Origin of the sequence: Colwellia sp. C1TZA3 (assembly GCF_007954265.1) — a bacterium.
In the GTDB taxonomy this organism is placed as follows: Bacteria; Pseudomonadota; Gammaproteobacteria; order Enterobacterales; family Alteromonadaceae; genus Cognaticolwellia.
On sequence record NZ_VOLS01000007.1, the window covers coordinates 70,393 to 95,879 of the forward strand.

Consider the following 25,487-nt stretch of genomic DNA (forward strand, 5'->3'; position numbering starts at 1 on the left):
AAGACTGATGGCAGCAAGTATAACTGTAAAGAATTATGCTCGCTGTAAGGGTTATATAATAGGTTGGCTTAATCACTAAACTTGTTTTTCAGTTTACGTAAAGGTAAAGTGCTTGCGATTATTACAACCAACAATTCATCACAACAACATAAATATTCACCTTGCGCTGAAAGCTTCTATACTTTCATTGATTAAAGCAAAGGTGGAATAGGTCATGTCACCTTGCATCCAAGGTTAATAAAAAAAGAGAAGGCTATGAACACTGACGTATATAGCGAAAGCAAGGTTGTACATCAACCCGCTTTTATTGATGGTCATTCAGTTGAAATTCCAATCCTTAAAATATTGAAACAAGATGGTAGCATTTATGAAAATGCTGCTATGCCAAATATTGATCAAGCGCTGGCGACTAAAACTTATAAAACGCTCGCTTTTCATCGGGTATTAGATGAACGTATGGTGGCAGCGCAGCGCCAAGGCCGCATCAGTTTTTATATGACGGCACTCGGTGAAGAAGCGGCTAGTGTTGGTGGTGCTGCTGGCCTGAAAGATCAAGATATGATCATGGCGCAGTATCGTGAGCAGGGCGCATTAATGTTTCGAGGTTTTAGCCTTGAAAACTTTATGAACCAAATGTTCAGTAATGAAAAAGATTTAGGTAAAGGTCGTCAAATGCCAATTCATTACGGTAGTCGTGAATTGAACTATATGACGATTTCATCACCGCTTGGTACACAAATCCCACAAGCGGCGGGTTATGCTTATGGTCAAAAACTACAAGGCTTAGATGCGGTTACCATTTGTTATTTCGGTGAAGGCGCAGCGTCTGAAGGTGATTTTCATGCTGGTTTAAACATGGCTGCTGTGCATCAAGCGCCAGTTATTTTCTTTTGTCGTAATAATGGTTACGCTATTTCAACACCATCAGAAGAACAATATGTCGGTAATGGTATTGCTTCGCGTGGTGTCGGTTACGGTATGAAAACCATACGTATTGACGGTAACGATATTTTAGCTGTTATTGCTGCCGTACAATTGGCGCGTGCATATGGCATAAAAGAAGGCAAGCCGGTATTAATTGAAGCGATGTCTTATCGTTTAGGTGCTCATTCAACGTCTGATGATCCTTCAGGTTATAGAACACGTGAAGAAGAAGCCAAATGGCAAGAACACGATCCTATTCTTCGCATGAAGAACTGGATGCTTGCTCAAGGTTGGTGGGACGAAGCACAAGAGACTGCGTTGTTTGAAAAGCTAAGAGATGAAGTTTTAGCCGCCGTTAAAGTGGCCGAAAAAATTGATAAGCCACCAGTAGAAGATCTCATTACTGATGTTTATGACCAAGTACCCCCTTTGTTACAAAGTCAATTTGATGAGCTTAAAGAACATATCAAAAAATACCCTAAAGCTTACCCGTTTTCGGCAGGGAGAATTAAGTAATGGCGCAAATCAATTTATTACAAGCGATTAATGACGCGCTTGATATCGTGATGGCAGAAAATGATCGTGCGGTTTGCTTTGGTGAAGATGTGGGCCACTTTGGTGGCGTGTTCAGAGCAACCAGTGGTTTACAAGAAAAATACGGTAAAAGCCGTTGCTTTAATACCCCATTAGTTGAGCAAGGTGTTATTGGTTTTGCTAATGGCCTAGCCGCTCAAGGCAGTACCGCTATTGCTGAAATTCAGTTTGCTGATTATATCTTTCCAGCTTTTGATCAAATTGTTAATGAATCAGCTAAGTTTCGTTACCGTAGTGGTAATGAATTTGATGTTGGTAAACTGACTATTCGTACGCCATATGGCGGCGGTATTGCCGGTGGTTTATATCATAGCCAATCACCTGAAGCTTACTTTGCTCATACGCCGGGTTTAAAAGTTGTTGTGCCACGTAACCCTTATCAAGCAAAAGGTTTGTTACTGGCGTCAATTCGTGACGATAACCCAGTGATATTCTTTGAACCTAAACGTTTGTATCGTGCATCAGTTGGCGAAGTGCCAGAAGAAGACTACGAACTACCTTTAGGTAAAGCTGAGGTTGTGCAAAAAGGCAGTGATATCACCTTACTGGCTTGGGGCGCTCAAGTTGAAATTGTTGAGAAAGCAGCAGCATTGGCAGCAAGCGATGGTATTTCATGTGAAATTATTGATTTACGTACTATTTTGCCTTGGGATATTGAAACAGTAGCAAACTCAGTGACGAAAACAGGCCGTTTTGTTGTCAGTCAAGAAGCGCCCTTAACGGCTGGTTTTGCTAGTGAAATTGCCGCTACTATTCAACAAGCATGTTTCTTACATTTAGAAGCGCCAATTGCCCGAGTTTGTGGTATGGACACACCTTATCCATTAGCACTTGAAAAAGAATACGCCGCCGATCATTTAAAGATCTTTGAAGCAATTAAAACCACGATGACCTACTAGGATTTATAAGCATGAGCATTGATTTTATATTGCCAGATATTGGCGAAGGTATCGTTGAATGTGAACTGGTTGAATGGCTAGTAGCAGAAGGCGATGTGATTGAAGAAGATCAGCCCGTTGCTGATGTGATGACCGACAAAGCCTTGGTTCAAATTCCCGCGATGCATTCTGGTGTAGTAGATAAACTTTACTACGCAAAAGGTGAGATAGCTAAAGTTCATTCGCCTTTATTTTCTATGACACCTGCAGGTAGTACGGACAGCGCTGTTGAAGCAAGCGCAGTTGATACGGCTGTAGTTGCAACGCCTGTTGCTGTTGAACCTGTTGCAGGTGGTAGCCAAGTAGAAGACTTTATTTTACCTGATATAGGTGAAGGTATTGTTGAATGTGAACTGGTTGAATGGTTAGTGGCTGAAGGTGATTTGATTGAAGAAGATCAACCGATAGCCGACGTTATGACCGATAAAGCCTTGGTACAAATTCCAGCTATGCATAAAGGTAAAGTGGTTAAGCTTTATTATGCGAAAGGTGAAATTGCTAAAGTTCATGCGCCCTTGTTTGCTGTTGAAATTGCCACATCTGGACAAGTGATTGCTGCTGAAACACCTGTAGCTGATGTGTCAAAAGCCATGAAAAACAATGTCACGGCTCAGGCTGAGGTTGTTGAAACTAAAGCGGTGGCAGCAAAGGTTATTAATGAAAAAGCTGTAGCGAGTCCAGCGGTACGCCGTGTTGCTCGTGAGCTCAACGTTAACATTCATCAAGTACCAGGCAGTGGTAAAAAAGGTCGGGTTTATAAAGACGATGTTTTAGCTTTTAACAAAGTACCAGCAGTGGCTACTACTGATACTAATACTGTCGCTGCAGTTGACAATGTTAGCGCTAGTGTTGTTGGTGGTACGCGCGTAGAAGCTATTCGCGGTATAAAAGCGGTGATGGCAAAAGCTATGGTTAGGTCAGTATCGACTATTCCTCACTTTACTTATTGTGAAGAAATCGACATGACCAATTTGATTAAATTGCGTGGTGAACTAAAAGAAGTTTATGCCAAACAAGATATTAAATTAACTATGATGCCATTCTTTATGAAAGCTATGTCGTTAGCGCTGAAGCAGTTTCCGTTAGTGAATACGCAAGTAAATGAAGACTGTACTGAGCTGACTTATTTTGACGATCATAATATTGGTATGGCCGTTGACTCTAAAGTAGGTTTGTTAGTACCTAATGTTAAACAAGTACAAACAAAGTCTATTTTAGAACTAGCCGCTGATATTAGCCGTTTAACTAATGATGCGCGCTCAGGTCGTGTGCCAGCAGCTGATTTGAAAGGTGGTACGATTACCATTTCAAACATTGGTGCTATTGGCGGCACGGTGGCAACGCCTATTATCAATAAGCCTGAATCTGCTATTGTTGCGTTAGGTAAGTTACAAAAATTACCACGTTTTAATGACAAAGGTGAAGTGGAAGCTCGCTCAATTATGCAAGTGAGTTGGTCTGGCGATCATCGCACTATTGATGGGGGCACCATTGCCCGTTTTTGTAATTTATGGAAGTCATTCCTTGAAGAGCCAAGCAACATGCTAGTACATATGTCGTAAGCTTTTGTATACTATAAATAAACTGATTAAAGGTCTGCATTAGCAGACCTTTTTTATGATAAAGAAAAGATAAATCTAAATAACTAAATTTTTTGAGTTATTTTAGTAACAACAACTCAGGTAAAATATATCAATTAAGCTTAAATTCAATGAGAATTTATTTGAATTTAGTTGTTTACTGTTAAGGAAGTCTAGTGGCGGAAAAGAAACTCCAGCATTTTTATATCGCTGAAGAACAGTCGATTTATTTATTAAATCACGAAGATGCAACCAAATTAAAGCAATGGGTTGAGCTTTGTCAGCAGCAGTTAACTTTGTTGGGTTATCAAAACATCGCCCTGATTGGTAAAGGTGCTTATGGTTTTGTTTTTGGTGGTGAAGATGAGCAGGGGCAATCACAGGTCTTTAAGTTTTCCCGTATTAACCTGCCACAACATGTCCAAGACCGCCTAGCTGAAGAAGCTGATATTCAGCGCCAACTCTCTCACGAACGCATTCCTAAAATTATTGGCTATTACAAAATAAAGCGTCAATCTATTGTTCATATGCAGCGAGCACCTGGCATAGACCTTGAAAAGTTGTCTTATCAAAGAGGGCCTTTAGCGAGTGAACTAATCGTTAAAATTGCCTTGCAACTTGCCGATATTCTTATTTATTTGCGTGATAGCAGTCAACACGATAAAGCTAGGCCTTATGTCCATGGTGATATAAAACCATCAAACGTGGTGTTTGATCCTGAAACCGAGAAAGTATACCTAGTCGACTGGGGCTCTTCAGTACCCGCCCAACTTGATGTTAATGGCCAATCTACCGCTAATAATGTTATGGATTTAATGAGCAGCGATTTACAAAATAGTAATGCCCGCTTAGGCGATGTTTACTTTATTGGTGATGAGCAAATTAGCGGTGAAATGTCGTCGCCCCGTTTTGACGAACAAGGGCTAGCAGCAACCTTATATGCCTTAGCTTCGGGTCAGTCTTGTCGCTATGGTAGTGCGGTGATCACACCTTCATCTTTGGGTTTGCCTAAATTACTGGCGCAAATATTATCGGGTATGTTTAGCAAAGACCGAAGTCAGCGAAATAAAGCGGGGAACTATTTTTTTAAACATCTAGCCTTGTTAAAAAATACCGTGATGGCCGATCCGCCTTTACCGGTTGAAATTAAGCCTTTAGTGCCGGTTTGGTGCAAAAATTATCACAAAAATATGGATACTGTGGTTTATGGTTCGCGTAAATCTTTCCTGCGAGAATCTGCCGATGTAGACGAGCTAAATGATATAGACGATGTGCAATTAGAAAAATACTTTAAAAATTTTCTTATGGGCATGGGTGATACCGAGAAAGCCTTTGTTGCTGCGGTTAGCCGTTTAGCTAATTTTCCTGTCGTGGGTGGCTTGGCTGTGCGTTGGGAAAAAAATGGTGTCTATATTGACTCAAACTTATCGTTATTTGACCCAAAACTGAAAACATCATTTCAAAGTGCGGTGAATAATATGGTGCGCTTGGCTCAAGGTATATTCAGAATAGGGGTTTTTAAAAGTTGTTTATTCAATGCCAGAAATACGTTGCATGTTGAGCGTGAAAACGAAGAACAACCCTTTCAAGCCTTAGCCAATCAAGCTATCCATTTTGATGTCAGTGATATTGCCGATATTGACGATATAACACGACTGCACTCTTACTTTGAAGATGGTGTCGACCCAGATGAATATTTATATTTACCCGACGAAGTTATGGTGGTGTTAGCGCGTTTAAATCAGATCCATCACACCGGTTGTATTATTTTTGAGGTCTTGCCACGACACCTTAAAATTCACAGTTATTTAATGTTGTTAAATCACGACAAAGAAGCAGAATTTAAGCAATGCTTGACCGATATATTACAGTTGCTACCAACGATTACTGGTATTGGTATTTCTGGTTTTATGAAGCTGCCTTACAAAGATACACGGTTTTTTGAACATATAAATGGCTTACCCGATAAGTTTTATCCGAGAAATCCCAAGCAAACACCTGAGCTTTAACTTAGCATTAACCCAGCCTGACAATAAAATAGTCACCATGGCTTGGCTCAAATAATACCAAGCGGACTCAATTAGTCCGCTTGGTATTAAGCTCATTGGATGGGTTTAATATTTTCAGTGTTTGACGTAGCTACGCGTGCTGAAAATTCATCCGCTAAACATTCGGATGCTTTTAACACCGTTTGCCAATATTTTAGCCGCGTTGTCGGCGCTAGATTAATAAAGTCTTTACGGTCGGGTATTTTTGCAAAAGGCAATTGAGCAATAAAGGCTGCAGAGGGCACTAACATTACGGTGTTTTTGTAATACTCGGTATTGACCTTACGCGCTAAATTTTTATCAAACCAACCGGCTTTTGGTGTTGGTGAAAAGTGTGGATACAGCGTAAGGCCAGATACTGGTTTAATATCAACATCAAAATGGTAATCAATAATACCACCGTCGCGATACATGCCTTTTGGCGAATCAGCAATATTTCTTACACCACCCATAACAACCGGTATAGAACCAGAGGCAAGCAAGCTTGTGGTTAAATTTTTGTGATTCAAGGCTTGATATTGGGTGTTAAAATTAAAATGGTCATTAATAGTTAACTGGCTTGTCGGATGATGATAAACAAAGCGTTGATATTGTTTAGCAAGTAAACCGCGATTGACTTGATTGAATACCATGCTCGATATTAACCCCAACATTAACGGTGTTTTTTGTTCAAAAGCAGTTAAACCACGGCATTTTGCGACAATAAAGTGGGCTTTGAAAATTGGATTGTTGATAATTTCATTACTGCCGTTAGCCCCTAACACTTCTTCAAGTAGGGCCATTGCTTTGGCAGTAATTTCTTTATTTTTGGCTTTTTCTGAATAGGTGGTTTTGGAATATAGTGTCGCTAAGCGCGTAATAGCCGCAACGGGATCTTGCTGGCTAAGGGCGGCAAAGCGAAATGCCCCTGCTGACGAACCGACTAAATTCAATTCAGTGCGGCGATCTTTAAAATATTCCCCAAAAAGGTATTTGTCTAAGCCAAATAAGCTAAACCATTTTGGCCCACCACTGGCGCCCAGCATAGTGCTAAAAAGCGCTGGTTTAAAGCCTTGTTCTTGTATTGTGTTTAAGGCGTTGCTGCCACAATAAATATCTAGCATATTTGCCATCGTTAGAAAAACCTCTCCATTGGTTATTAAAGTGCATACTATCTTCTAGCGCTAGTTATACCAATCCCATTAAGTTATTACTCACTTGTACTAGTTAAAATAGCTCAAGGCTGTGTTGCTCTCAATCCCAATAGCCAGCTATTGCTCAATCGAGCGCCTTACCTTGAGTTATTTTTCCTGCGCACAACAAGATCACAAACTTAATGGAACTGGTATAATACCAAGTTGATTAATTACCTGCTCATTTTTAATGGTTAAAATGAATAACTACAGCGTTATAAAATTTATAAGGTGAATAACTACTGACTAAATTTTATGCCTTGTATTTATCCATTTTTCCTCATGAAAAAGGTGATCACTTAATTAATCAAATTGGTATTAATTCATCAGCACTTTCTTGGGGTATCCGCTTGATAAGTTAATAATCGTGTTGACCAAACCCCGTTTGGCCTATGGGTAAAAATAAGGTTTGATAAAGTTTAGTGGCATACTCATCGGTCATCCCTGCGACATAATCAGCGATAACACGGTGTTGATTGAGCTTGTTTTCTTTTGCCTGTAGCCAACGCATTGCGGTGTTTTTAGGTAATAAGCGCTCAGGATCGGAAGACAAGGCTTGAAATAATTCCATCACAATTTGCTGACCACGATATTCTAACCGTTGAATTGACGTTTGCTTGATCACAAATTGATAAACAAAGTCTTTGAAAATCTGTAGCACTTGAGCGGCAATAAGTTGATGCACGGCATTATAGCGTAAAAGTGGCTCTTGAAAGTTACACGCTTGGGTTTCATTAATATCATCTAATTCGACTGCCGTTATTAAGTAATTCACTAAACCGCCAATAGCTTCTTTTTGCTTATAGCGTTGATGACTAAAAAGATTGTCCGCTAAGCTTAAGCTATAATCATGCAGCCACTCATCGTCTATTTTCAATAGTCTTTTGATAACATTTTCATCAAAGTCTTGTTGATTAACTACGCCGGTAACAATGGCATCTTCTAAATCATGAATGCCATAGGCAATATCATCCGCTAATTCCATCATCGAACAATCTAAAGATTTATAGTTCGTTTTACTATGGCTATTAGCTTTGTTGGTAAATTGTTGGAAAAGTGCTTTGTCTCCTTGGCATAACGGCGCTAATACCCAATTAAACATTTCTATATCGTCAAGATATAAACCTTTGGGTGGGTGCCATTTCGACGCTTCTAGTTGGCGAAAAGATGCTGGTAACGCTTGTGGGATATTTTGTTGTAAATTACCTAAGGTTTGCGGATATTTTATTAAGCCCAGTAGTGTTCTGCGAGTTAAATTCATACCAAAATGCTCACTAAAGGGTTCTAAATGCGCGACAATACGAAAGGTTTGTCCATTACCTTCAAAGCCACCATAGTCCCGCATCATATAATGTAGGGCAATTTCTCCACCATGGCCGAATGGCGGATGGCCAATATCATGGGCTAAACATAATGCTTCAATTAAACTGTCGTCAGCGGGCAGTAGGGCAGCGCTATGCTCAGGGTATTTACTGCGAATTTGCGCGATAATACCGCTACCAATTTGGGCGGCTTCTAAAGAATGGGTTAATCGGGTGCGGTGAAAGTCACTTTGACCACTACTCATCACTTGGGTTTTTGATTGTAATCGTCGAAATGCGGCTGAATGGAGAATGCGAGCTCGGTCACGTTGAAATGGGCTGCGGTGATCTTGATGTCTTTTTGCAACTCGCTCTAACCGTCTTACTTGCCAAGGATTGTCCATGATACCTCTACTTTCAAGCTGAATTAACCGTATGATACAAATAGTATATTATTCTTTAAAGGAAGGTAATACCAAATCTATTAAGTTATCTCCTACACGCTGCTTACCTTCTTCCCTTTAATGTTTTGCTCTTCTGGGTGCAGGACGAAGTCCCTCGGTGGTTAATAGTTTTTAAAAAACTTTACCACCGAGGCACAGAGGTGCTGGACGCTATACCGAGAAGTGACTTCAATAGTAAAAACACTAAGTATCGTGTTGCTTTATCTCATTCAGTCCTCATTCTTTTCTCCCTGTGAATCTTTTTTAGTATTTTACAGGAAGAAAAGAATGAGAAAAGAAGGAGTAATACCAATTTGATTAATTAAGTGATCACCTTTTTCATGAGGAAAAATGGATAAATACAAGGCATAAAGTTTAGTCAGTAGTTATTCTACTTATAAATTTTATAACGCTGTAGTTATTCATTTTAACCATTAAAAATGAGCAGGTAATTAATCAACTTGGTATAAATACTGAGTGAATTTAATGTAGGTAAATTTATATTGGGTAAGATATTACCTTAATGATTTTTTCTCTTCTCGGTGTAGGACGAAGTCCCTCGCTGGTGAAATAGCTTTGCGTTTGTAGTGACACTTAAGGTACACAAGGCTATTTATTAGCAATAAATATCGCCCGTTTTGGTGCTGGATATCCTTCAATGGTTTTACTGTTATCATTAGGGTCAAGAAAGTCTTGTAATGATTCAGTATCTATCCAGTCGGTTTTTCGTTGTTCGTCGAGGGCAGTAATATCGATATTAACCACACGAATATTTTTAAAACCACAACGTTCAAGCCAGGTACACATGGCGTCACAACTGGGTAAAAACCAAACGTTGCGCATTTTCGCATAGCGTTCGCCAGGTACTAAGACAGTATTTTCATCGCCATCGACCACTAAGGTCTCTAAGACCAGTTCACCGCCTTTAACTAATTGCGCTTTTAATTGGTAAAGAAAGTCTATTGGCGAGCGTCGATGATACAAAACGCCCATAGCAAATACCGTATCGAAGGCATTTAACTCAGGTAGCTGTTCAACACCTAAGGGTAATAAATTAACGTGATCATCTTGAACAAAATGTTGTATGGCTTGAAATTGCGATAAAAATAATTGTGTTGGGTCAATACCAACGACAAACTCAGCACCTGCGCCGCGCATGCGCCATAAATGATAGCCACTGCCACAGCCAATATCTAATACATAACGATGAGTTAAGTCACTAATGTGTGGCGCTAAGCGATCCCATTTAAAGTCTGAGCGCCATTCCGTATCTATATGCAGGCCGTGAATATGATATGGGCCTTTACGCCAGGGTTTAAACTTTTTCAGCAAGTTTTCTAAGCGTTTATATTCACCGTCATTAATGTCAGCGCGATCTCCTGCACGAACGGTAGTACTAATATCAATGCTCGATGGTGATGTTTTCGGTAGTGCCGTTAGGGTTTTTTGCCATTGGGCAAACTCGCCATGTAAATGTTGCTCACGCCACTGAGTCAGTTGAGCAGGTAAAGTGTTAAGCCAGTGGCTTAATCGGTTACTTGCTATTTTTTGATAAAATTTGTTAAATGAAATCATCGGTTTATTTAATCGCGATCAGAGAGAAGAAGTTAAAACATTGAAACCAAGGCGCGCTATGGTTAAAGCCAGCAAGTTTTAAACGCTTTAAATGGGTGTCTAAATTATCAGTGAGCATGACGTTTTCTAATGCGGTGCGTTTTTGGGCGATTTCTAATTCGCTATAACCATTGGCACGCTTAAAGTCATGATGTAAGTCGACAAGCAACTCATTGCAGACACTGTCGGTGTGGGCTATTTTTTCTGACAGTAACAATAAGCCACCTGGATTAAGGCCTTTAGCTACTTTACTTAACAATAATTGCCGTTGTTCTGGCGCGATAAATTGTAAAGTAAAATTAAGCACCACCATTGAGGCATTTTTAATTTCAATATCAAGAATATTAGCTTCTATTATCTCAACCGGTGTTTCACCTTTAAAAGCACTGACATGCATTTTACAGCGTTCAACCATGGCGCTTGAGCTATCAACGCCGATAATTTTACAGTTTTTTGCGCTGATACCTTTACGCATCGCCAATGTTGCCGCGCCAAGCGAACAGCCAAGGTCGTAAATTTGGCTGTTGTCGGTGACATAGCGCTGACTTAGTCGGCCTATGGTATCAATAATAGTGCTATAACCCGGTACTGAGCGGCTGATCATATCGGGGAACACTTCTACAACTTGCGCGTCGAATGCAAAATCTTTGATTTTACTTTGTTTATTAGAAAAAATTAAATCGGTATCTGATGTTTTCATGATGTCAAAACTATACTAACGTTTCAGGCTATAAAAACGTATTTTACCTGATATATTCTCCGATAAACAAGGTAATGTATGTTTATGTTCTGCCTAGGGCGTTATAGCTTACTTTATGCCATTATTGGCAGCGCTTAGCACAGAATGCAAAACGCGCTTAAAGCTTGAGGGGGTAAGCATTATCAATGTAATTAATCTACATTTTATAGTGGAGCGGGTATAACTTAGACTATTCATTGAATGTCGGGTGACTTTACTTAGCATTGCTTTATAATGTTGGCAATTTTTATCATCACAAGTTATAGATTTATCAAACATCTATTAATTTGTTCAGCTTATTCGAATTTTAGGGTAAATACATGCGTAGTCTTTATTGTGGTGAGGTTAATGAATCTCATGTGGGTCAGGAAGTCACACTTTGTGGTTGGGTTAATCGTCGTCGTGACTTAGGTGCGGTAATTTTCTTAGATTTACGAGACCGTGAAGGTCTTGTGCAAGTGGTTTACGATCCGGACTTTCCTGAGGTGCTTGAAAAAGCCAACACTTTGCGTAATGAGTTTTGTGTGCAAATCAGAGGTAAAGTGCGCGCTCGTCCTGATGGCCAAGTTAATAAAGATATGGCAACGGGCGCCATTGAAGTTTTAGGCTTAGAGTTAACCATTTTAAATAAGTCAGCACCACTCCCTTTAGATTCAAATCAGAAAAACTCTGAAGAACTACGATTAAAATATCGTTATCTTGATTTACGTCGTCCAGAAATGACTGAGCGTATGCGCTTTCGCGCTAAAGTGACTTCAGCAGTACGTGCATCACTTGAATCACAAGGTTTTTTGGATATAGAAACGCCAATTTTAACGGCAGCAACCCCTGAAGGTGCGCGTGATTATTTAGTTCCTAGCCGTACTCATAAAGGGCAATTTTTTGCTTTACCGCAGTCGCCACAATTATTTAAACAATTGTTGATGATGTCAGGTATGGAACGCTACTATCAAATTGTTAAGTGTTTTCGTGATGAAGACTTACGTGCAGATCGCCAACCAGAATTTACTCAAATTGATATTGAAACCTCATTTATGAGTTCAGATCAAGTGATGCAAGTGACTGAAACTATGATCCGTGGCTTATTCCAAGAGCTACTTAACGTAGACTTAGGTGAGTTTCCCCGTATGACTTATCTCGAGGCAATGACCCGTTTTGGCTCTGATAAACCCGACTTACGTAATCCACTTGAAATTGTTGACGTGGCTGACATCTTAAAAGATGTTGAGTTTAAAGTTTTTTCTGGCCCAGCTAACGACGATAAAGGCCGAGTTGCTGTTATTTGTATACCGGGAGGCGCCGCTAAATTCTCTCGTAAAGGTATTGACGAATTAACTAAATTTGTTGGTATTTATGGCGCGAAGGGCATGCCATGGTTAAAAGTTAATGACCTTGATGCCGGGCTCGATGGCTTACAATCACCGATTTTAAAATTTTTAGATGAAGCTGCCGTTAATGCGCTATTAAGCCGTACTAATGCTAAAACCGGCGATATTATCTTTTTTGGTTCAGACACTTATAATGTGGTGACTGAATCATTAGGTGCCTTGCGTTTAAAAGTGGGTGAAGACCTTGAGTTATTGCAAGGTGACTGGAAGCCATTATGGGTTGTAGACTTTCCAATGTTTGAAGAAGCTGACGGCAACATGCATGCTATTCATCATCCGTTTACCGCGCCAACAAATTTAACCGCTGAAGAATTAGAGGCAAACCCAGTAGGTGCCTTGTCTGATGCCTATGACATGGTGCTTAATGGCTGTGAATTAGGTGGTGGTTCGGTGCGTATTCATCATCAAGATATGCAAGCTGCAGTATTTCGCATTTTGGGTATTAGCGATGAAGAAGCGCAAGAAAAATTTGGTTTCCTACTGGAAGCCTTGCAATACGGTGCGCCACCGCATGCCGGTTTAGCCTTTGGTTTAGACCGTTTAGTGATGTTGATGACAGGGGCAAGTTCAATTCGTGATGTCATGGCATTCCCAAAAACAACGACTGCGGCATGTCCGTTAACTAATGCGCCAGGCCATGCAAACCCCGCACAACTGGCTGAACTAGGCATTGCTTGTTTGGCAAAAGAAACTGATACTGAGCCAAAAGCAGAATAACTTCTGTTAGAAAAATTTTAACGTGACTAAGCGTTGATGTTAAAACAATTAAAACGCACGAATTAATGCTACTTAGGCCTTATTCGTGCGTTTTTTTTCAATAGTATTATTTTAAAGTTAAGGCTTTTATTAAGGTAAATGACGAGTGAGTATTATTTTAGGTATTGACCCAGGGTCACGTTTAACCGGCTATGGTGTTATTAAACAAGCGGGGCGTAATTTTACCTATTTAGGCAGTGGCTGCATTAAAGCCACAGCGGCAGGTGAAGATTTAGGTATGCGTTTGCAAACAATTTTTGCTGGCGTTAGTGAGCTTATCTTGCAATTTCAACCTGATATGTTTGCTATTGAGCAAGTCTTTATGGCTAAAAATCCTGATTCAGCCCTAAAATTAGGCCAAGCTCGAGGCGCGGCTATTGTTGCGGCGACTAACAATGGTTTAATGATTGCAGAATACTCTGCTAGACAAATTAAACAATCGGTTGTTGGTACAGGTGCGGCAGATAAAACTCAAGTGCAACATATGGTGAAAACTATTTTGAAATTGCCGGGCACACCTCAAGCTGATGCAGCTGATGCGCTAGCCGTTGCACTTTGTCATGCGCATAGTCATGACTCGATTAGTAAACTCTCAGGCCAAGCCACTAAAACAGTACGTAGGCGCTTACGTTAATGGCTGCTGTTTTAGTATTATCGTTATTTACGCACCACTTTAAATAACTTGGGCTTAAACTTTACTGTATAAATATCTAGTGGTATGGTGTTGCTATATAGTATATCAAGTAAAGGCTAAGCTGTGATTGGACGTTTACGCGGCATATTAATAGAAAAAATGGCTCCCGAAATTTTAATTGAATGTAATGGTGTTGGCTATGAAGTAACCATGCCAATGACCAGCATTTATGCCCTTGGCGAAGTTAATCAAGAAGCGACCTTATATACCCACTTTGTGGTACGCGAAGACGCACAATTACTTTATGGTTTCGCTAATAAAGTTGAGCGCAAACTGTTTCGCTTACTGATCAAGGTTAATGGTGTTGGACCTAAACTAGGCTTAGCTATTTTGTCCGGCATGTCTGCCGATCAATTTGTCAGTTGTGTTATACATGACGATTTAACCACTATTGTGAAAATACCCGGTGTTGGCAAAAAAACAGCAGAACGCTTGTTGATTGAAATGCGCGACAGATTAAAAGATTGGCAAACTGACAGCAGTGACGCGCTGGTGCACATGATGCCCACGGATGTTAATCAAGCTAATGCTTTTGTCAGTGATAATAAAGGTGACGCTATTAACGCCTTAGTTTCTTTAGGGTATAGTCAATTACAAGCAGATAAAGCGGTTAAAGCAGTCTTTCATGCTGATAAAAGTAGTGAAGACTTGATCCGTGGTGCTTTAAAAGCCATGTTATAACCATCAATAACTACGTAATATTGATTATGACGAGTTTCAGCCTAACGTAAATGACGATAAAACTTTCCAAAGAGTAAGACATGATAGAAGCAGATCGATTAATTGAACCAATAGCTAGCCGTGAAGATCAAACGGTTGACCGAGCTATTAGGCCTAAAATGTTGTCCGACTATACAGGCCAGGCTCATGTAAAGTCTCAAATGGAAATTTTCATTGCGGCGGCATTGAAAAGGCGAGAGCCGCTTGATCATTTATTGATTTTTGGTCCGCCAGGTTTAGGTAAAACCACCTTAGCCAACATTGTTGCTAACGAAATGGGCGTGAGTATTCGCGCTACTTCAGGCCCAGTCTTGGAAAAAGCCGGCGACTTGGCGGCATTACTGACCAACCTTGAAGAAAATGACGTGTTGTTTATCGATGAAATTCATCGTTTAAGCCCAGTTGTAGAAGAAATTCTTTACCCAGCGTTGGAAGATTATCAGCTAGATATTATGATTGGCGAGGGGCCAGCAGCACGCTCAATAAAACTTGATTTACCGCCCTTTACCTTAATTGGTGCCACCACTCGCGCGGGTGCGTTAACTTCGCCACTGCGCGACCGTTTTGGCATAGTACAACGGCTAGAGTTTTATAACACCCAAGAGTTAACCGAAATTGTCATGCGTTCAGCCCATTTCTTAAATTTAGATATTGCTCAAGCAGGTGCTTTTGAAGTCGCAAGGCGCTCTCGTGGTACTCCTCGTATTGCCAATCGTTTATTACGCAGAGTAAGAGATTACGCCGATGTAAAAACTAATGGTGTTGTCAGTAAAGCGACCGCAGCCAGTGCCTTAGATATGCTAGAGGTAGACAATGAAGGTTTTGATTTAATGGACCGTAAGTTACTCGAAGCGATAATTGATAAATTTGCTGGTGGACCCGTTGGCCTTGATAACATTGCCGCGGCCATTGGCGAAGAGCGTGAAACTATTGAAGACGTACTAGAACCTTTTTTAATACAGCAAGGTTTTTTACAACGTACACCGCGTGGGCGAATTGCCACCAGCCGAGCTTACCTGCATTTTGGCTTAGACTTCCCAAGCTAACACCTCTAAACTTTTACCGCTAAAAAGCACCTTCGGGTGCTTTTTATGTTCAGGACGAGCGGTATGGCGTGGTCACATGGATGTGATAGAACGTTGATGTTTATTCTTTGAATTTTAAGCAAAAAAAAGCCCACATAAATCTATGTGGGCCAACTTAGAATATAAGTTGATAAAAGGAAATGGGGGATCCTAAAAAATATATAACAGAGAAAGGTAACAACACCTATCAAAACATTATTGGGCTAAGATGAAAAATGTAAGCGAAACAAAATTCGTGCGCTAGCTCAAACAACGAAGCCATTCTAGTCCGATGAGTTGATTAACACCAATGAAACAAATTTATGTTAATCATTAGAAAAACTAATGCGAAATGATTTGCAATAATGCAAGCTAAGTAATTATTTACCGTTGCTGATTAGTGACAACTTTCAATAATATCATTAGTATAATAGATCAGTAACTAGGTTTATTACTGAAATTTTCACAAAGAAAGTACCTTAGCTCTTGTTCCATGTGAGCTTTATCTATTAAGATAAGCACTTGAAAATTTTGTACTAAGATAAATCGAATAAATTTAATGTTATTAAACAGTCACCAACACACCGTACGTGTTTACTATGAAGATACCGATGCTGGTGGTATTGTTTATTATGCGAACTATTTGAAGTTTTTTGAACGCGCTAGAACAGAATGGCTGCGTGAACTTGGTATTAATCAATCAATATTTTTAGAACAAAACATTGGCTTTGTGGTCACAAAGGTGGCGATGGACAATAAGGCATCAGCAAAACTTGATGACTTGTTAACAATTACCACGACAATAAGCCGACTGAAGTCTGCCAGTTTGGTATTTTCACAGCAGCTTGTGAACCAGAAGCAGATAACATTATGTACGGCTGAAATTAAAGTCGCTTGTGTTGTCTTATCAATTGCCAAACCTTGTATTATCCCCAAAAGCATATTAGGAGCATTAAAACGTGTCAGCTGAAATTTCGTTTTTTGATTTATTTTTACAGGCTAGTTTATTAGTTCAGCTGGTGATGTTGACCTTACTAGGATTTTCCATTGCCTGTTGGACCATGATTTTTCAACGTCGTAAGGCCTTGTTGGCTGCTCAAACACAATTAAAAAACTTTGAAGATAAATTTTGGAGTGGCGCTGATTTAAGTAAACTCTACAGTGAAGTTTCTGCTAAAGAACATATTGACGGTATTGAAAGCCTTTTTGTTTCGGGTTTTCGTGAATTTGCTCGTTTACGTAAATCTCACGGCTATGCGCCGCAAGTGATTGTTGACGGCACACACCGAGCAATGCGCGTGGCTATGTCAAGAGAAGTAGATAGCCTAGAAACACATTTGCCCTTTATGGCCACTGTTGGTTCAATAAGTCCTTATATTGGCCTATTTGGTACCGTGTGGGGTATTATGAATTCATTTATTGCCTTAGGTGCCGTTGAGCAAGCTACATTGGCTATGGTTGCACCTGGTATTGCTGAGGCATTAATCGCCACAGCAATGGGTTTATTTGCCGCCATTCCTGCCGTGATGGCATTTAACCGTTTTAGTCATAATGTTGAAAAACTTGAAAATAGCTATGGTAACTTTATGGACGAATTTTCAAGTATATTACAAAGACAAACAGCGACAGAGCAACACGGCTAAGGTAGAGATTAACTATGTATAATCGAGTGAGGCGCCGCAAGGTTGCTGAGATAAATGTAGTGCCCTATATTGACGTAATGTTAGTGCTGCTGATTATTTTTATGGTAACGGCACCGTTGATAACACAAGGCGTTAAAGTTGATTTACCGCAAGCTGATGCTAAGCCGCTCAGTAAAGATATGAAGCCTCCTTTAGTCGCTTCAGTTGATGCCAATGGCAATTATTATTTGGCAGTTGGTACCAGTAAAAACGAACCCATGTCGGCAGAAGAAGTTGCCACTTTAGTCGCTGCACATTTAAAGTTGGCGCCTGATACGCCTGTGGTGGTTAATGGTGATGGTGCGGTTTCTTATAATGCGGTTATTCAATTAATGGTGATGCTACAAAAAATAGCAGGTGTACCCTCGGTTGGCTTAATGACTGATACCCCGGAGCGTAAGTAGTGTCATCGAAGTATTCAACTCCCTTAGCGTTAAGTTTTGCTATACATACAGTACTGGCTGTCGTTTTGTTGTCGGGTGATTTCTCATCGCCACCAAAACCTACGGTAACGTCAGTGCAAATGGAGCCCATTCAAGCGGTTGTTGTCGAAAGAAGTAAAGTAGAGGCGCAAATTAATAAGATTAAGAAGCAAAAAGCCGATGACGCTAAAAAGCTTAAAGATCTTGAAAATAGTATTGCAGCAGCAAAAACAAAACAAGTAAATGAAGAAAAGCGCATTAAGAGTCTTGAACGTCAGCGTAAGAAAAAAGAGCAAGAAAAAAAGGCCGCGGACAGCGCGGCTAAAAAATCTCAAGCTAAAGCAAACGCGGCAGACAAACAACGCCAACAAAAAGAGCTTGAAAGAGCGCAAGCTGATAAAGCGGCAGCAGACGCGCAAGCTAAGCGCATAAAAGAAGAGCAAGCGGCTAAAAAAGCAGAAGATTTGCGTAAAAAGAAAGCGGCCGACCGAAAACGTAAACAGCAAGAAGAGCGAGAACGTGCCGCTCAGCAAAAATTATTAGCGCAACAAATGGCTGAGGAAATGGCTAATCGTCAACAAGCTCGTCGCCAACAAATGATGACAGAGATTGGTCGATTTACCGCACTCATAACGCAAACAATAAAGCGTAATTTGATTACTGACCGTAGCACTATGGAAGGTAAATCTTGTAAATTAACCATAAGTCTAGCACCATCAGGTTTTGTGACCAATGTGGTGACCGGCCAAGGTGACAGACGAGTTTGTGAAGCGGCAAAAACAGCGGTGTATAAAGCGGGTACTTTACCTGTTTCTAAAGACCCTGAAATATTTCGAGAAATGAGGACCATCAGTCTAACGGTAGCGCCCGACAAATTTAATTAAGTTTTGTATATATGTATATATTAGGAAGATAATCGACTCTATGAAAAATGTAACTTTATTTTTACTATTCTTTGCTGCTGTGTTTTCACAGCAGGCAATGGCAACCTTAGAAATTGTTATCACCGAAGGTGTTGACAGTGCACGCCCTATCGCTGTGGTGCCTTTCAAATGGACAGGAACGGGTATTATGCCAGAGCGTTTATCTACAGTGATTAGTGATGATTTACTACGCAGTGGTAAATTTAGTCCAATTAAAGCATCACGCTATCCTCAGACACCGAACAATGATAGCGAAATTGATTACAGCGCTTGGGCAAGTGAGGGCGTCGAAGCCGTTGTTATTGGTGAAGTTAGTGAAACCTCGATAGGTCGTTATCAAATTACCTATCAGCTAGTTGATGTTATTCGTGGCCAAGTCACTGGTGGTGAAACGCAAATGTTAAGCAATGGCGAATTAGTACGTACTTCAGATCATATTCTAGATGAAAGTACTGTTGAGATTGGCGCTGAGCAATTTCGTCGCTATGCTCATCGTATTAGTGATGCTGTTTATGAAAAACTCACCGGTACGCGTGGTGCATTTTTAACAAAAATTGCTTATGTCATTGTGCGCGACCAAGGAGAATATCCTTATCAATTGGTTATTGCCGATTACGATGGCTTTAACGAGCATGTTCTATTAAGTTCAAGGGAGCCATTAATGTCTCCATCATGGCATCCTAGCGGTAACCAGTTAGCTTATGTAACTTTTGAAAACCGACAAGCACAAATTCATATTATTGATATTTATTCTGGTCAACGTAACTTAATAAGCTCGTTTGAGGGTATAAACAGTGCACCTACTTGGTCACCTGATGGAAAAAAACTGGCAATGGTATTGTCTAAAGATGGTAATCCTGAGCTTTACGTGATGAATGTTGCGACGAAAAAGTTACGACGTATCACCCGTCATCGTGCCATCGATACTGAACCTAGTTGGGCACCTGATGGTAAGTCATTGGTATTTAGTTCAGAACGAGGTGGAAAAGCACAGTTATATCGCGTAAATTTAGTCGACGGTAAAATTAGAAGGCTAACTTTTGACGGCGAAATGAATTTAGGTGGTTCATTAACACCTGATGGTCGTCAATTAGTGATGGTAAACCGTACAAACGGTAAGTATCATCTGGCCAAGCAAGAATTTGATTCGGGGCTTTTTCAAGTACTAACAACAACACGTTTGGATGAGTCTCCAAGCATATCACCTAACGGTGGTATGATTATCTATAGTACTTTACACAATAACCGTCAGGTACTAAGTCTAGTTTCCGTAGATGGAAGATTTAAGGCAAGATTGCCAGCACTTAATGGCGAAGTGAAGTCACCTTCATGGTCACCATTTTTATAATAATTATTAGTAATTTAATTTGTAAATAATAAGGACACATAAAATGCGCTTTAATAAAACAGTAAAAGCCTTAGCGGTTGTTTTACCTATCATGGCTTTATCAGCTTGTAGTTCATCTGACTCAGCTAGCGAAGACGCTAGTGCGATGCAAAAAAATGAAGCCGTTATGGCTGAACAAAAAGCTCGTGAAGCAGCAGAGCTTGTCAAAGTTGAAGCTATGCAACGTGCCGATGCTATTGAAGCTAAAAAACGCCAAGAAATTGAAAAGTTACGTTCAGAGCATATTATTTATTTTGATTTTGATAGATCAACAGTAAGTGGTGACTTTGCCGCTATTCTTGAGGCACACTCTAAGTTCCTTAACGAAAACTCAACTGTAAACGTGTTAATTGAAGGCCATGCTGATGAACGTGGCACACCTGAATATAATATTGCACTAGGCGAGCGTCGTGCAAAAGCTATTGAAACGTTTTTAGAAAATATGGGTGTTTCAGCTGCACAATTGAGCACAGTAAGTTACGGCGAAGAAAAACCTATGATTAAAGATCGTAGCGAAGGCGCGTTTGCTAAAAACCGTCGTGCAGTATTAGTCTACTAATCAGGTAATGAAATGAAACCCAATAGTATGCTATTCGGGATGACGTTTGCTGTTGCTGCCAATTTGGCAGTAGCAGCTGAAATGGCCCCTGTTATTGAAGTATCCGCTGGTACGCCTACCAAAGCTGCCAAATTAAGCTTGAGTGAACAGCTGGTTAGTCTTGAGCGCAAGCTTGATGCCCGTAATCGAGCCCAAGTTAACGTTCAACGACAACTTGATGAGCTGCAAAACGAAGTTAACGAGCTTCGTGGTATCACTGAGTTACACACTTATCAATTAAGCCAAGTACTTGACCGTCAACGTGAGTTGTATCAAGAACTTGATCGCAGAGTATCAGAAGCATTAAAACCAGAAAATCAAACGTCGGCGGTGACCATTGCACCTACAGGTAATGCAGTTAAGGTAAATTATAGTGACAACTTAACTGAAAATGAAGCTTACGACCGTGCGGTTAATATGGTACTAAAAGATAAGCGTTACGAACAAGCTATCCCTGAGTTTGAAGCGTTCAATCAAAGATACCCCAACTCGACTTATGCCGCGAACGCCCATTATTGGTTAGGACAGTTATTGTTTAATAAAGGTGAGTTAACTAAAGCACGTCAAGAATTTGATGTAGTGGTGAGTAATTACCCTGATTCTAATAAGCGTAGCGATGCAATGTTAAAGTTAGCTATGGTTGAGCAAAAAGAAAATAACCAAACTAAAGCAATTATAGTATACAAAAAGCTGATAGCTGAATACCCTAATTCAAGTGCTGCTAAACTAGCGCAACCACGATTAAATAGTATCAAGCCATAGTTTTTGTTTATAAGTTGTGCGCTTTGGTGGCTTTTTGTTCGAACAAACAATAAAGTGTAAAAAAGTAGACGATTGTTGTTGCACTTAAAAATATTATGAGTATTATATGCCCCGCATTGGACGAGTAGTCCAGCGGAAACAAATGCCGGTCGTTAGCTCAGCTGGTAGAGCAGTTGGCTTTTAACCAATTTGTCGAAGGTTCAAATCCTTCACGACCGACCACTTTTTTACCAATGAAAAGTGCTTGGCATTTGTTTCGAAGTATATATCGGTCGTTAGCTCAGTTGGTAGAGCAGTTGGCTTTTAACCAATTTGTCGAAGGTTCAAATCCTTCACGACCGACCACTTTTCTTCTACTGTTAAGCATTAATAGTTTAGAATTTAGTGGCACTGAAATTAGCACTATGCGATTTCGTTTTAAAAATTAAAAGTAGTTTATCGGTCGTTAGCTCAGTTGGTAGAGCAGTTGGCTTTTAACCAATTTGTCGAAGGTTCAAATCCTTCACGACCGACCACTTTTAATTATTATGCTTCGTAGGTTATTACCTTAGCATCTTCAATACCTCAATACCTCAATACCTCAATAAACCATTTCATTCGTTATAAACACTTAATCAATTTATTTTATCAATTTACACCTTATATTTCTTATCCACCTTCGTACATATTCGTAGTACACTTTTATTCTTCTATACCTTATAATTCTTATGATTTTAAGGCACTCATTGAGAAGACATATGACCCAAGCAAATTTAGCCGTTGATTTTGACTTTCAATTCCCCAAAAAGGCTACGCCATTAAGTGCTGTAGAGCGTGAAGAGTACAAAGCACGTATCAAATTATTATTGAAAGAAAAAAATGCTGTGCTGGTTGCGCATTACTATACTGATCCCGAGATTCAAGCATTAGCAGAAGAAACCGGTGGGTGTGTTGCTGACTCATTAGAAATGGCAAGATTTGGCAATAATCATCCAGCAGAGACTCTGATTGTAGCGGGTGTGCGTTTTATGGGTGAAACATCCAAAGTACTGACACCAGAGAAAACTGTGGTAATGCCAACATTGGAAGCGACATGTTCGCTAGATTTAGGCTGCCCAATTGAAGAGTTTAGTGCTTTTTGTGATCAACATCCTGACAGAACAGTCGTGGTCTATGCTAATACTTCTACCGCGGTTAAAGCTCGTGCAGACTGGATAGTAACTTCATCATGCGCTTTAGATATTGTTGAGCATCTAGATGATTTAGGTGAGAAGATTATTTGGGGTCCAGATCGTCACTTAGGTGCATATATTGAAAAGCAAACAGGCGCTGACATGATCATGTGGCAAGGTGCTTGTATTGTCCATGATGAGTTTAAAACCAAAGCGTTAATTGATATGAAGGCGCTTCATCCAGATGCTGCGGTGCTTGTTCATCCTGAATCACCAGCAGAAATCATTGATCTTGCTGATTCCGTAGGATCAACCAGCCAACTAATTAAAGCAGCTCAAGCGCTGCCAAATAAAAAATTCATCGTTGCAACCGATCGCGGTATTTTTTATAAAATGCAGCAGTTATGTCCTGATAAAGAATTCTTTGAAGCACCGACAGCTGGCGAAGGTGCGACATGTCGTAGTTGTGCACATTGTCCGTGGATGGCGATGAATGGCTTAAAAGAAATTGAACAAGCACTCTTAAACCCAGAAGGAAGAGAAGTCTTCGTTGATATGAAGCTTCGTACAGGAGCACTTCAATCATTGGATCGCATGTTAAATTTTAATACAGAAATGAATAAAAATAAGTGATTCTATTCTACGTTGCCTGTTAAATGAGCAACTGCTTGAACTTTGTTTAAATTAGGTTGCGTTATGAAGATTATTTTTCTAACATAGCGCAGCTCGTTACATGGAGCTCAATAGATAGTGATTAATACGGTGAGGTGTCCGAGTGGCCGAAGGAGCACGCCTGGAAAGTGTGTAAGGCGCAAGCCTTCGAGGGTTCGAATCCCTCCCTCACCGCCATCTATTGACTTTCTGTCATGAATAACGATATTAAAAATGAAAGCCGCTAGTTATCTAGTGGCTTTTTCTGTTTCTGGACCATTAAAGCTATCCAGCCAAGCACGGCTTGATAGTTTTATTCATAAGTAGTGATGCGAAGACATTAAACCTAAGCGCCATTCAATAACTAACTTTAGTACTATACCCGTTCCACTTCAAGATGCAGTTTCAGAGCTAAGCTAGGAAATCAGCTCAAGGCGCGATACGAAGATAATGGTTATTCTCGGTAACTGCTCCTGCGTTACCCTAATGTCCTACATCGACGTGCATGGAAGTACTAATGCCGTGGAGCCATGGATGGCTAAGAACGGCCATGTAGGAACCTTATCAAGTAGTGCACAGGTTTTTTGTTCCAGACAAAACCTAAGTACATACATCCATGTATGCAACGCTGGACTGGTTTTCTAGCTTAGCTCCCTACGGGCAAGCCGATAAAGGGTCATCTCCTGCGTTATGGATTTCGACAATATTCCTACATGGATGTGGGTTATTAGAGCAACGCAGGAGCAGTTGCCGAGAATAACTATTCTCTTCAATCCATGCCTGGTACCTAACCCTTTCTCGACTTGCACAAACCTGCACCTTGAAGTGGAGCGGGTATATATGCTTGTTTTTTTATAACAATGCCTATTACAAATGAACACAGTGTTGAACGGCCAACAGAATATTATTAGACAGCGTCTTATACCAGTTCCATTAAGTTTGTGATCTTGTTGTGCGCAGGAAAAATAACTCAAGGTAAGGCGCTCGATTGAGCAATAGCTGGCTATTAGGAGTGAGAGCAACACAGCCTTGAGCTATTTTAACTAGTACAAGTGAGCAATAACTTAATGGGATTGGTATTACATGCTAAGTTAATCATTTAAGATAAAAGACCTTTGCAAGTTATTAGTACTTGCATTAATTTAAGTCAGAGCCTACTACCTATTGCTTGTTAGCGTTTATAAATGCTTATATTGGCTTATATTTACTCACATTGCTTAATTAAGAGACAAACAAACATTTAATCAACATTTAAGGACAATTAAGTGTTGACGTGAAGCGAGAAATCGCTAGAATGCGCTCCAGTTCCAAGGGGTCACCCCAAAGAGCTGTTTTAATAGGTTATCTCATACAGTTTAGGCTAATTTGATTAACTTAACGTGATAAAACGAATTGTTTGAAAGTTGAAAAAAACTTTAAAATAAAACGAAATAAGCGTTGACATTAAAACAGAGTTGCGTAGAATGCGCATCTCGCTTCAGGCAAGGCCTGCAGCAACGAAACAAAGCGAGTGAGATTTTGTTTCGGTTAGTTTCCTCCTCGGAGATAAACTAACTTTCTTTAACAATTAGTTATCATGCAATTTGTGTGGACACTCACATTAACGTTGATTTTACATAGTTATCCTCGGATAACAAAAAAACAGCTTAATATGATGTCACACAAAGAATAAGTATCATTTTTACCTTCGGGTTTAAATAATACGTTTTATGTAGTTTTTATCTTCTTACTCTTTTATTAGGGAACGATAGATAGAAACACGACAGAATTCATTGAGCAGATGTCTTTTCTTAAGAAAACCTTCGGGTCGATTAAGGTGAGCATCACAAACGATTTTTAATTGAAGAGTTTGATCATGGCTCAGATTGAACGCTGGCGGCAGGCTTAACACATGCAAGTCGAGCGGTAACAGAGATAGCTTGCTATCTGCTGACGA

At 40.1% G+C, this 25,487-nt stretch carries 20 protein-coding genes, 4 tRNA genes and 1 rRNA gene; 21 read left to right on the forward strand and 4 right to left on the reverse strand.

What is annotated here, in order from left to right:
* The first annotated feature begins 255 nt into the window (after window positions 1–255).
* From ESZ39_RS03615 to ESZ39_RS03630, 4 genes are all read left to right on the forward strand, one after another.
* Complete coding sequence (locus ESZ39_RS03615) at window positions 256–1,440, forward strand: thiamine pyrophosphate-dependent dehydrogenase E1 component subunit alpha (protein ID WP_146878431.1); 1,185 nt, start codon at window positions 256–258, stop codon at window positions 1,438–1,440.
* Complete coding sequence (locus ESZ39_RS03620) at window positions 1,440–2,417, forward strand: alpha-ketoacid dehydrogenase subunit beta (protein WP_146878432.1); 978 nt, start codon at window positions 1,440–1,442, stop codon at window positions 2,415–2,417. The genes ESZ39_RS03615 and ESZ39_RS03620 overlap by 1 nt, the downstream gene beginning before the upstream one ends.
* Before the next feature lie 11 nt (window positions 2,418–2,428).
* The gene (locus ESZ39_RS03625; protein WP_146878433.1) at window positions 2,429–4,018 is read left to right on the forward strand and encodes a dihydrolipoyllysine-residue acetyltransferase; all 1,590 of its coding nucleotides are present in this window, start codon (window positions 2,429–2,431) and stop codon (window positions 4,016–4,018) included.
* A 194-nt stretch (window positions 4,019–4,212) separates the two neighbouring features.
* The gene (locus ESZ39_RS03630; protein WP_146878434.1) at window positions 4,213–6,045 is read left to right on the forward strand and encodes a protein kinase domain-containing protein; all 1,833 of its coding nucleotides are present in this window, start codon (window positions 4,213–4,215) and stop codon (window positions 6,043–6,045) included.
* Between the two features lie 92 nt (window positions 6,046–6,137).
* Here ESZ39_RS03630 and ESZ39_RS03635 read toward each other — a convergent pair whose 3' ends face one another.
* The 4 genes from ESZ39_RS03635 to cmoA all read right to left on the reverse strand — a co-directional run bounded on the left by ESZ39_RS03635 (window position 6,138) and on the right by cmoA (window position 11,314).
* Window positions 6,138–7,187, reverse strand: coding sequence for a patatin-like phospholipase family protein (locus ESZ39_RS03635; protein ID WP_146878457.1), 1,050 nt, complete (start codon window positions 7,185–7,187; stop codon window positions 6,138–6,140).
* Window positions 7,188–7,614: 427 nt separating this feature from the next.
* Window positions 7,615–8,961, reverse strand: coding sequence for an anti-phage deoxyguanosine triphosphatase (locus ESZ39_RS03640; protein WP_146878435.1), 1,347 nt, complete (start codon window positions 8,959–8,961; stop codon window positions 7,615–7,617).
* Window positions 8,962–9,609: 648 nt separating this feature from the next.
* Entirely contained in the window at window positions 9,610–10,575 is a 966-nt protein-coding gene (cmoB, locus tag ESZ39_RS03645) for a tRNA 5-methoxyuridine(34)/uridine 5-oxyacetic acid(34) synthase CmoB (protein WP_146878436.1), read from the reverse strand.
* A gap of 4 nt (window positions 10,576–10,579) precedes the next feature.
* A complete protein-coding gene (gene cmoA / locus ESZ39_RS03650) occupies window positions 10,580–11,314 on the reverse strand; it encodes a carboxy-S-adenosyl-L-methionine synthase CmoA (RefSeq protein WP_146878437.1) in 735 nt (244 codons plus the stop codon).
* 359 nt (window positions 11,315–11,673) lie between these two features.
* Here cmoA and aspS point away from each other — a divergent pair, with 359 nt between their 5' ends.
* From aspS to ESZ39_RS03735, 17 genes are all read left to right on the forward strand, one after another.
* Window positions 11,674–13,458, forward strand: a complete 1,785-nt coding sequence (aspS, locus tag ESZ39_RS03655) for an aspartate--tRNA ligase (RefSeq protein ID WP_146878438.1) — start codon at window positions 11,674–11,676, stop codon at window positions 13,456–13,458.
* 145 nt (window positions 13,459–13,603) lie between these two features.
* On the forward strand, window positions 13,604–14,131 hold the full coding sequence (ruvC, locus tag ESZ39_RS03660) for a crossover junction endodeoxyribonuclease RuvC (protein ID WP_146878439.1): 528 nt from the start codon (window positions 13,604–13,606) through the stop codon (window positions 14,129–14,131).
* Between the two features lie 123 nt (window positions 14,132–14,254).
* Window positions 14,255–14,872, forward strand: a complete 618-nt coding sequence (ruvA, locus tag ESZ39_RS03665; RefSeq protein WP_146878440.1) for a Holliday junction branch migration protein RuvA — start codon at window positions 14,255–14,257, stop codon at window positions 14,870–14,872.
* Window positions 14,873–14,952: 80 nt separating this feature from the next.
* Window positions 14,953–15,957, forward strand: coding sequence for a Holliday junction branch migration DNA helicase RuvB (gene ruvB / locus ESZ39_RS03670; protein ID WP_146878441.1), 1,005 nt, complete (start codon window positions 14,953–14,955; stop codon window positions 15,955–15,957).
* A gap of 577 nt (window positions 15,958–16,534) precedes the next feature.
* Window positions 16,535–16,945: a tol-pal system-associated acyl-CoA thioesterase gene (ybgC, locus tag ESZ39_RS03675; protein WP_146878442.1), complete on the forward strand. Its 411-nt coding sequence runs from the start codon at window positions 16,535–16,537 to the stop codon at window positions 16,943–16,945.
* Window positions 16,935–17,618: a protein TolQ gene (gene tolQ / locus ESZ39_RS03680; RefSeq protein ID WP_146878443.1), complete on the forward strand. Its 684-nt coding sequence runs from the start codon at window positions 16,935–16,937 to the stop codon at window positions 17,616–17,618. Before ybgC ends, tolQ begins: the two co-directional genes overlap by 11 nt.
* Window positions 17,619–17,632: 14 nt before the next feature.
* A complete protein-coding gene (gene tolR / locus ESZ39_RS03685; RefSeq protein WP_146878444.1) occupies window positions 17,633–18,061 on the forward strand; it encodes a protein TolR in 429 nt (142 codons plus the stop codon).
* Window positions 18,061–18,963: a cell envelope integrity protein TolA gene (gene tolA / locus ESZ39_RS03690; protein WP_146878445.1), complete on the forward strand. Its 903-nt coding sequence runs from the start codon at window positions 18,061–18,063 to the stop codon at window positions 18,961–18,963. The genes tolR and tolA overlap by 1 nt, the downstream gene beginning before the upstream one ends.
* A gap of 40 nt (window positions 18,964–19,003) precedes the next feature.
* Window positions 19,004–20,350: a Tol-Pal system beta propeller repeat protein TolB gene (tolB, locus tag ESZ39_RS03695; protein WP_146878446.1), complete on the forward strand. Its 1,347-nt coding sequence runs from the start codon at window positions 19,004–19,006 to the stop codon at window positions 20,348–20,350.
* 43 nt (window positions 20,351–20,393) lie between these two features.
* Window positions 20,394–20,948, forward strand: a complete 555-nt coding sequence (gene pal / locus ESZ39_RS03700) for a peptidoglycan-associated lipoprotein Pal (protein ID WP_146878447.1) — start codon at window positions 20,394–20,396, stop codon at window positions 20,946–20,948.
* A 12-nt stretch (window positions 20,949–20,960) separates the two neighbouring features.
* Window positions 20,961–21,749 carry a tol-pal system protein YbgF gene (ybgF, locus tag ESZ39_RS03705; protein ID WP_146878448.1) on the forward strand — a complete coding sequence of 263 codons (789 nt, stop codon included), beginning with the start codon at window positions 20,961–20,963 and terminating at the stop codon, window positions 21,747–21,749.
* 146 nt (window positions 21,750–21,895) lie between these two features.
* A tRNA-Lys gene (locus ESZ39_RS03710) sits at window positions 21,896–21,971 on the forward strand.
* 47 nt (window positions 21,972–22,018) lie between these two features.
* Window positions 22,019–22,094: transfer RNA gene (locus ESZ39_RS03715), tRNA-Lys, on the forward strand.
* Between the two features lie 94 nt (window positions 22,095–22,188).
* Window positions 22,189–22,264, forward strand: a tRNA-Lys gene (locus ESZ39_RS03720).
* Between the two features lie 222 nt (window positions 22,265–22,486).
* On the forward strand, window positions 22,487–23,533 hold the full coding sequence (gene nadA / locus ESZ39_RS03725) for a quinolinate synthase NadA (RefSeq protein ID WP_146878449.1): 1,047 nt from the start codon (window positions 22,487–22,489) through the stop codon (window positions 23,531–23,533).
* A gap of 128 nt (window positions 23,534–23,661) precedes the next feature.
* Window positions 23,662–23,749: transfer RNA gene (locus ESZ39_RS03730), tRNA-Ser, on the forward strand.
* A gap of 1,639 nt (window positions 23,750–25,388) precedes the next feature.
* Window positions 25,389–25,487, forward strand: a 16S ribosomal RNA gene (locus tag ESZ39_RS03735); the annotation flags it as partial.

Bases quoted from the DNA above. Each gene is read 5' to 3' on its own strand.
- ESZ39_RS03615 (WP_146878431.1), top strand. From the start codon at position 256: ATGAACACTGACGTATATAGCGAAAGCAAGGTTGTACATCAACCCGCT.
- ESZ39_RS03620 (WP_146878432.1), top strand. From the start codon at position 1,440: ATGGCGCAAATCAATTTATTACAAGCGATTAATGACGCGCTTGATATC.
- ESZ39_RS03625 (WP_146878433.1), top strand. From the start codon at position 2,429: ATGAGCATTGATTTTATATTGCCAGATATTGGCGAAGGTATCGTTGAA.
- ESZ39_RS03635 (WP_146878457.1), bottom strand. From the start codon at position 7,187: ATGCTAGATATTTATTGTGGCAGCAACGCCTTAAACACAATACAAGAA.
- ESZ39_RS03640 (WP_146878435.1), bottom strand. From the start codon at position 8,961: ATGGACAATCCTTGGCAAGTAAGACGGTTAGAGCGAGTTGCAAAAAGA.
- cmoB (WP_146878436.1), bottom strand. From the start codon at position 10,575: ATGATTTCATTTAACAAATTTTATCAAAAAATAGCAAGTAACCGATTA.
- cmoA (WP_146878437.1), bottom strand. From the start codon at position 11,314: ATGAAAACATCAGATACCGATTTAATTTTTTCTAATAAACAAAGTAAA.
- aspS (WP_146878438.1), top strand. From the start codon at position 11,674: ATGCGTAGTCTTTATTGTGGTGAGGTTAATGAATCTCATGTGGGTCAG.
- ruvB (WP_146878441.1), top strand. From the start codon at position 14,953: ATGATAGAAGCAGATCGATTAATTGAACCAATAGCTAGCCGTGAAGAT.
- ybgC (WP_146878442.1), top strand. From the start codon at position 16,535: ATGTTATTAAACAGTCACCAACACACCGTACGTGTTTACTATGAAGAT.
- tolR (WP_146878444.1), top strand. From the start codon at position 17,633: ATGTATAATCGAGTGAGGCGCCGCAAGGTTGCTGAGATAAATGTAGTG.
- tolB (WP_146878446.1), top strand. From the start codon at position 19,004: ATGAAAAATGTAACTTTATTTTTACTATTCTTTGCTGCTGTGTTTTCA.
- pal (WP_146878447.1), top strand. From the start codon at position 20,394: ATGCGCTTTAATAAAACAGTAAAAGCCTTAGCGGTTGTTTTACCTATC.
- ybgF (WP_146878448.1), top strand. From the start codon at position 20,961: ATGAAACCCAATAGTATGCTATTCGGGATGACGTTTGCTGTTGCTGCC.
- nadA (WP_146878449.1), top strand. From the start codon at position 22,487: ATGACCCAAGCAAATTTAGCCGTTGATTTTGACTTTCAATTCCCCAAA.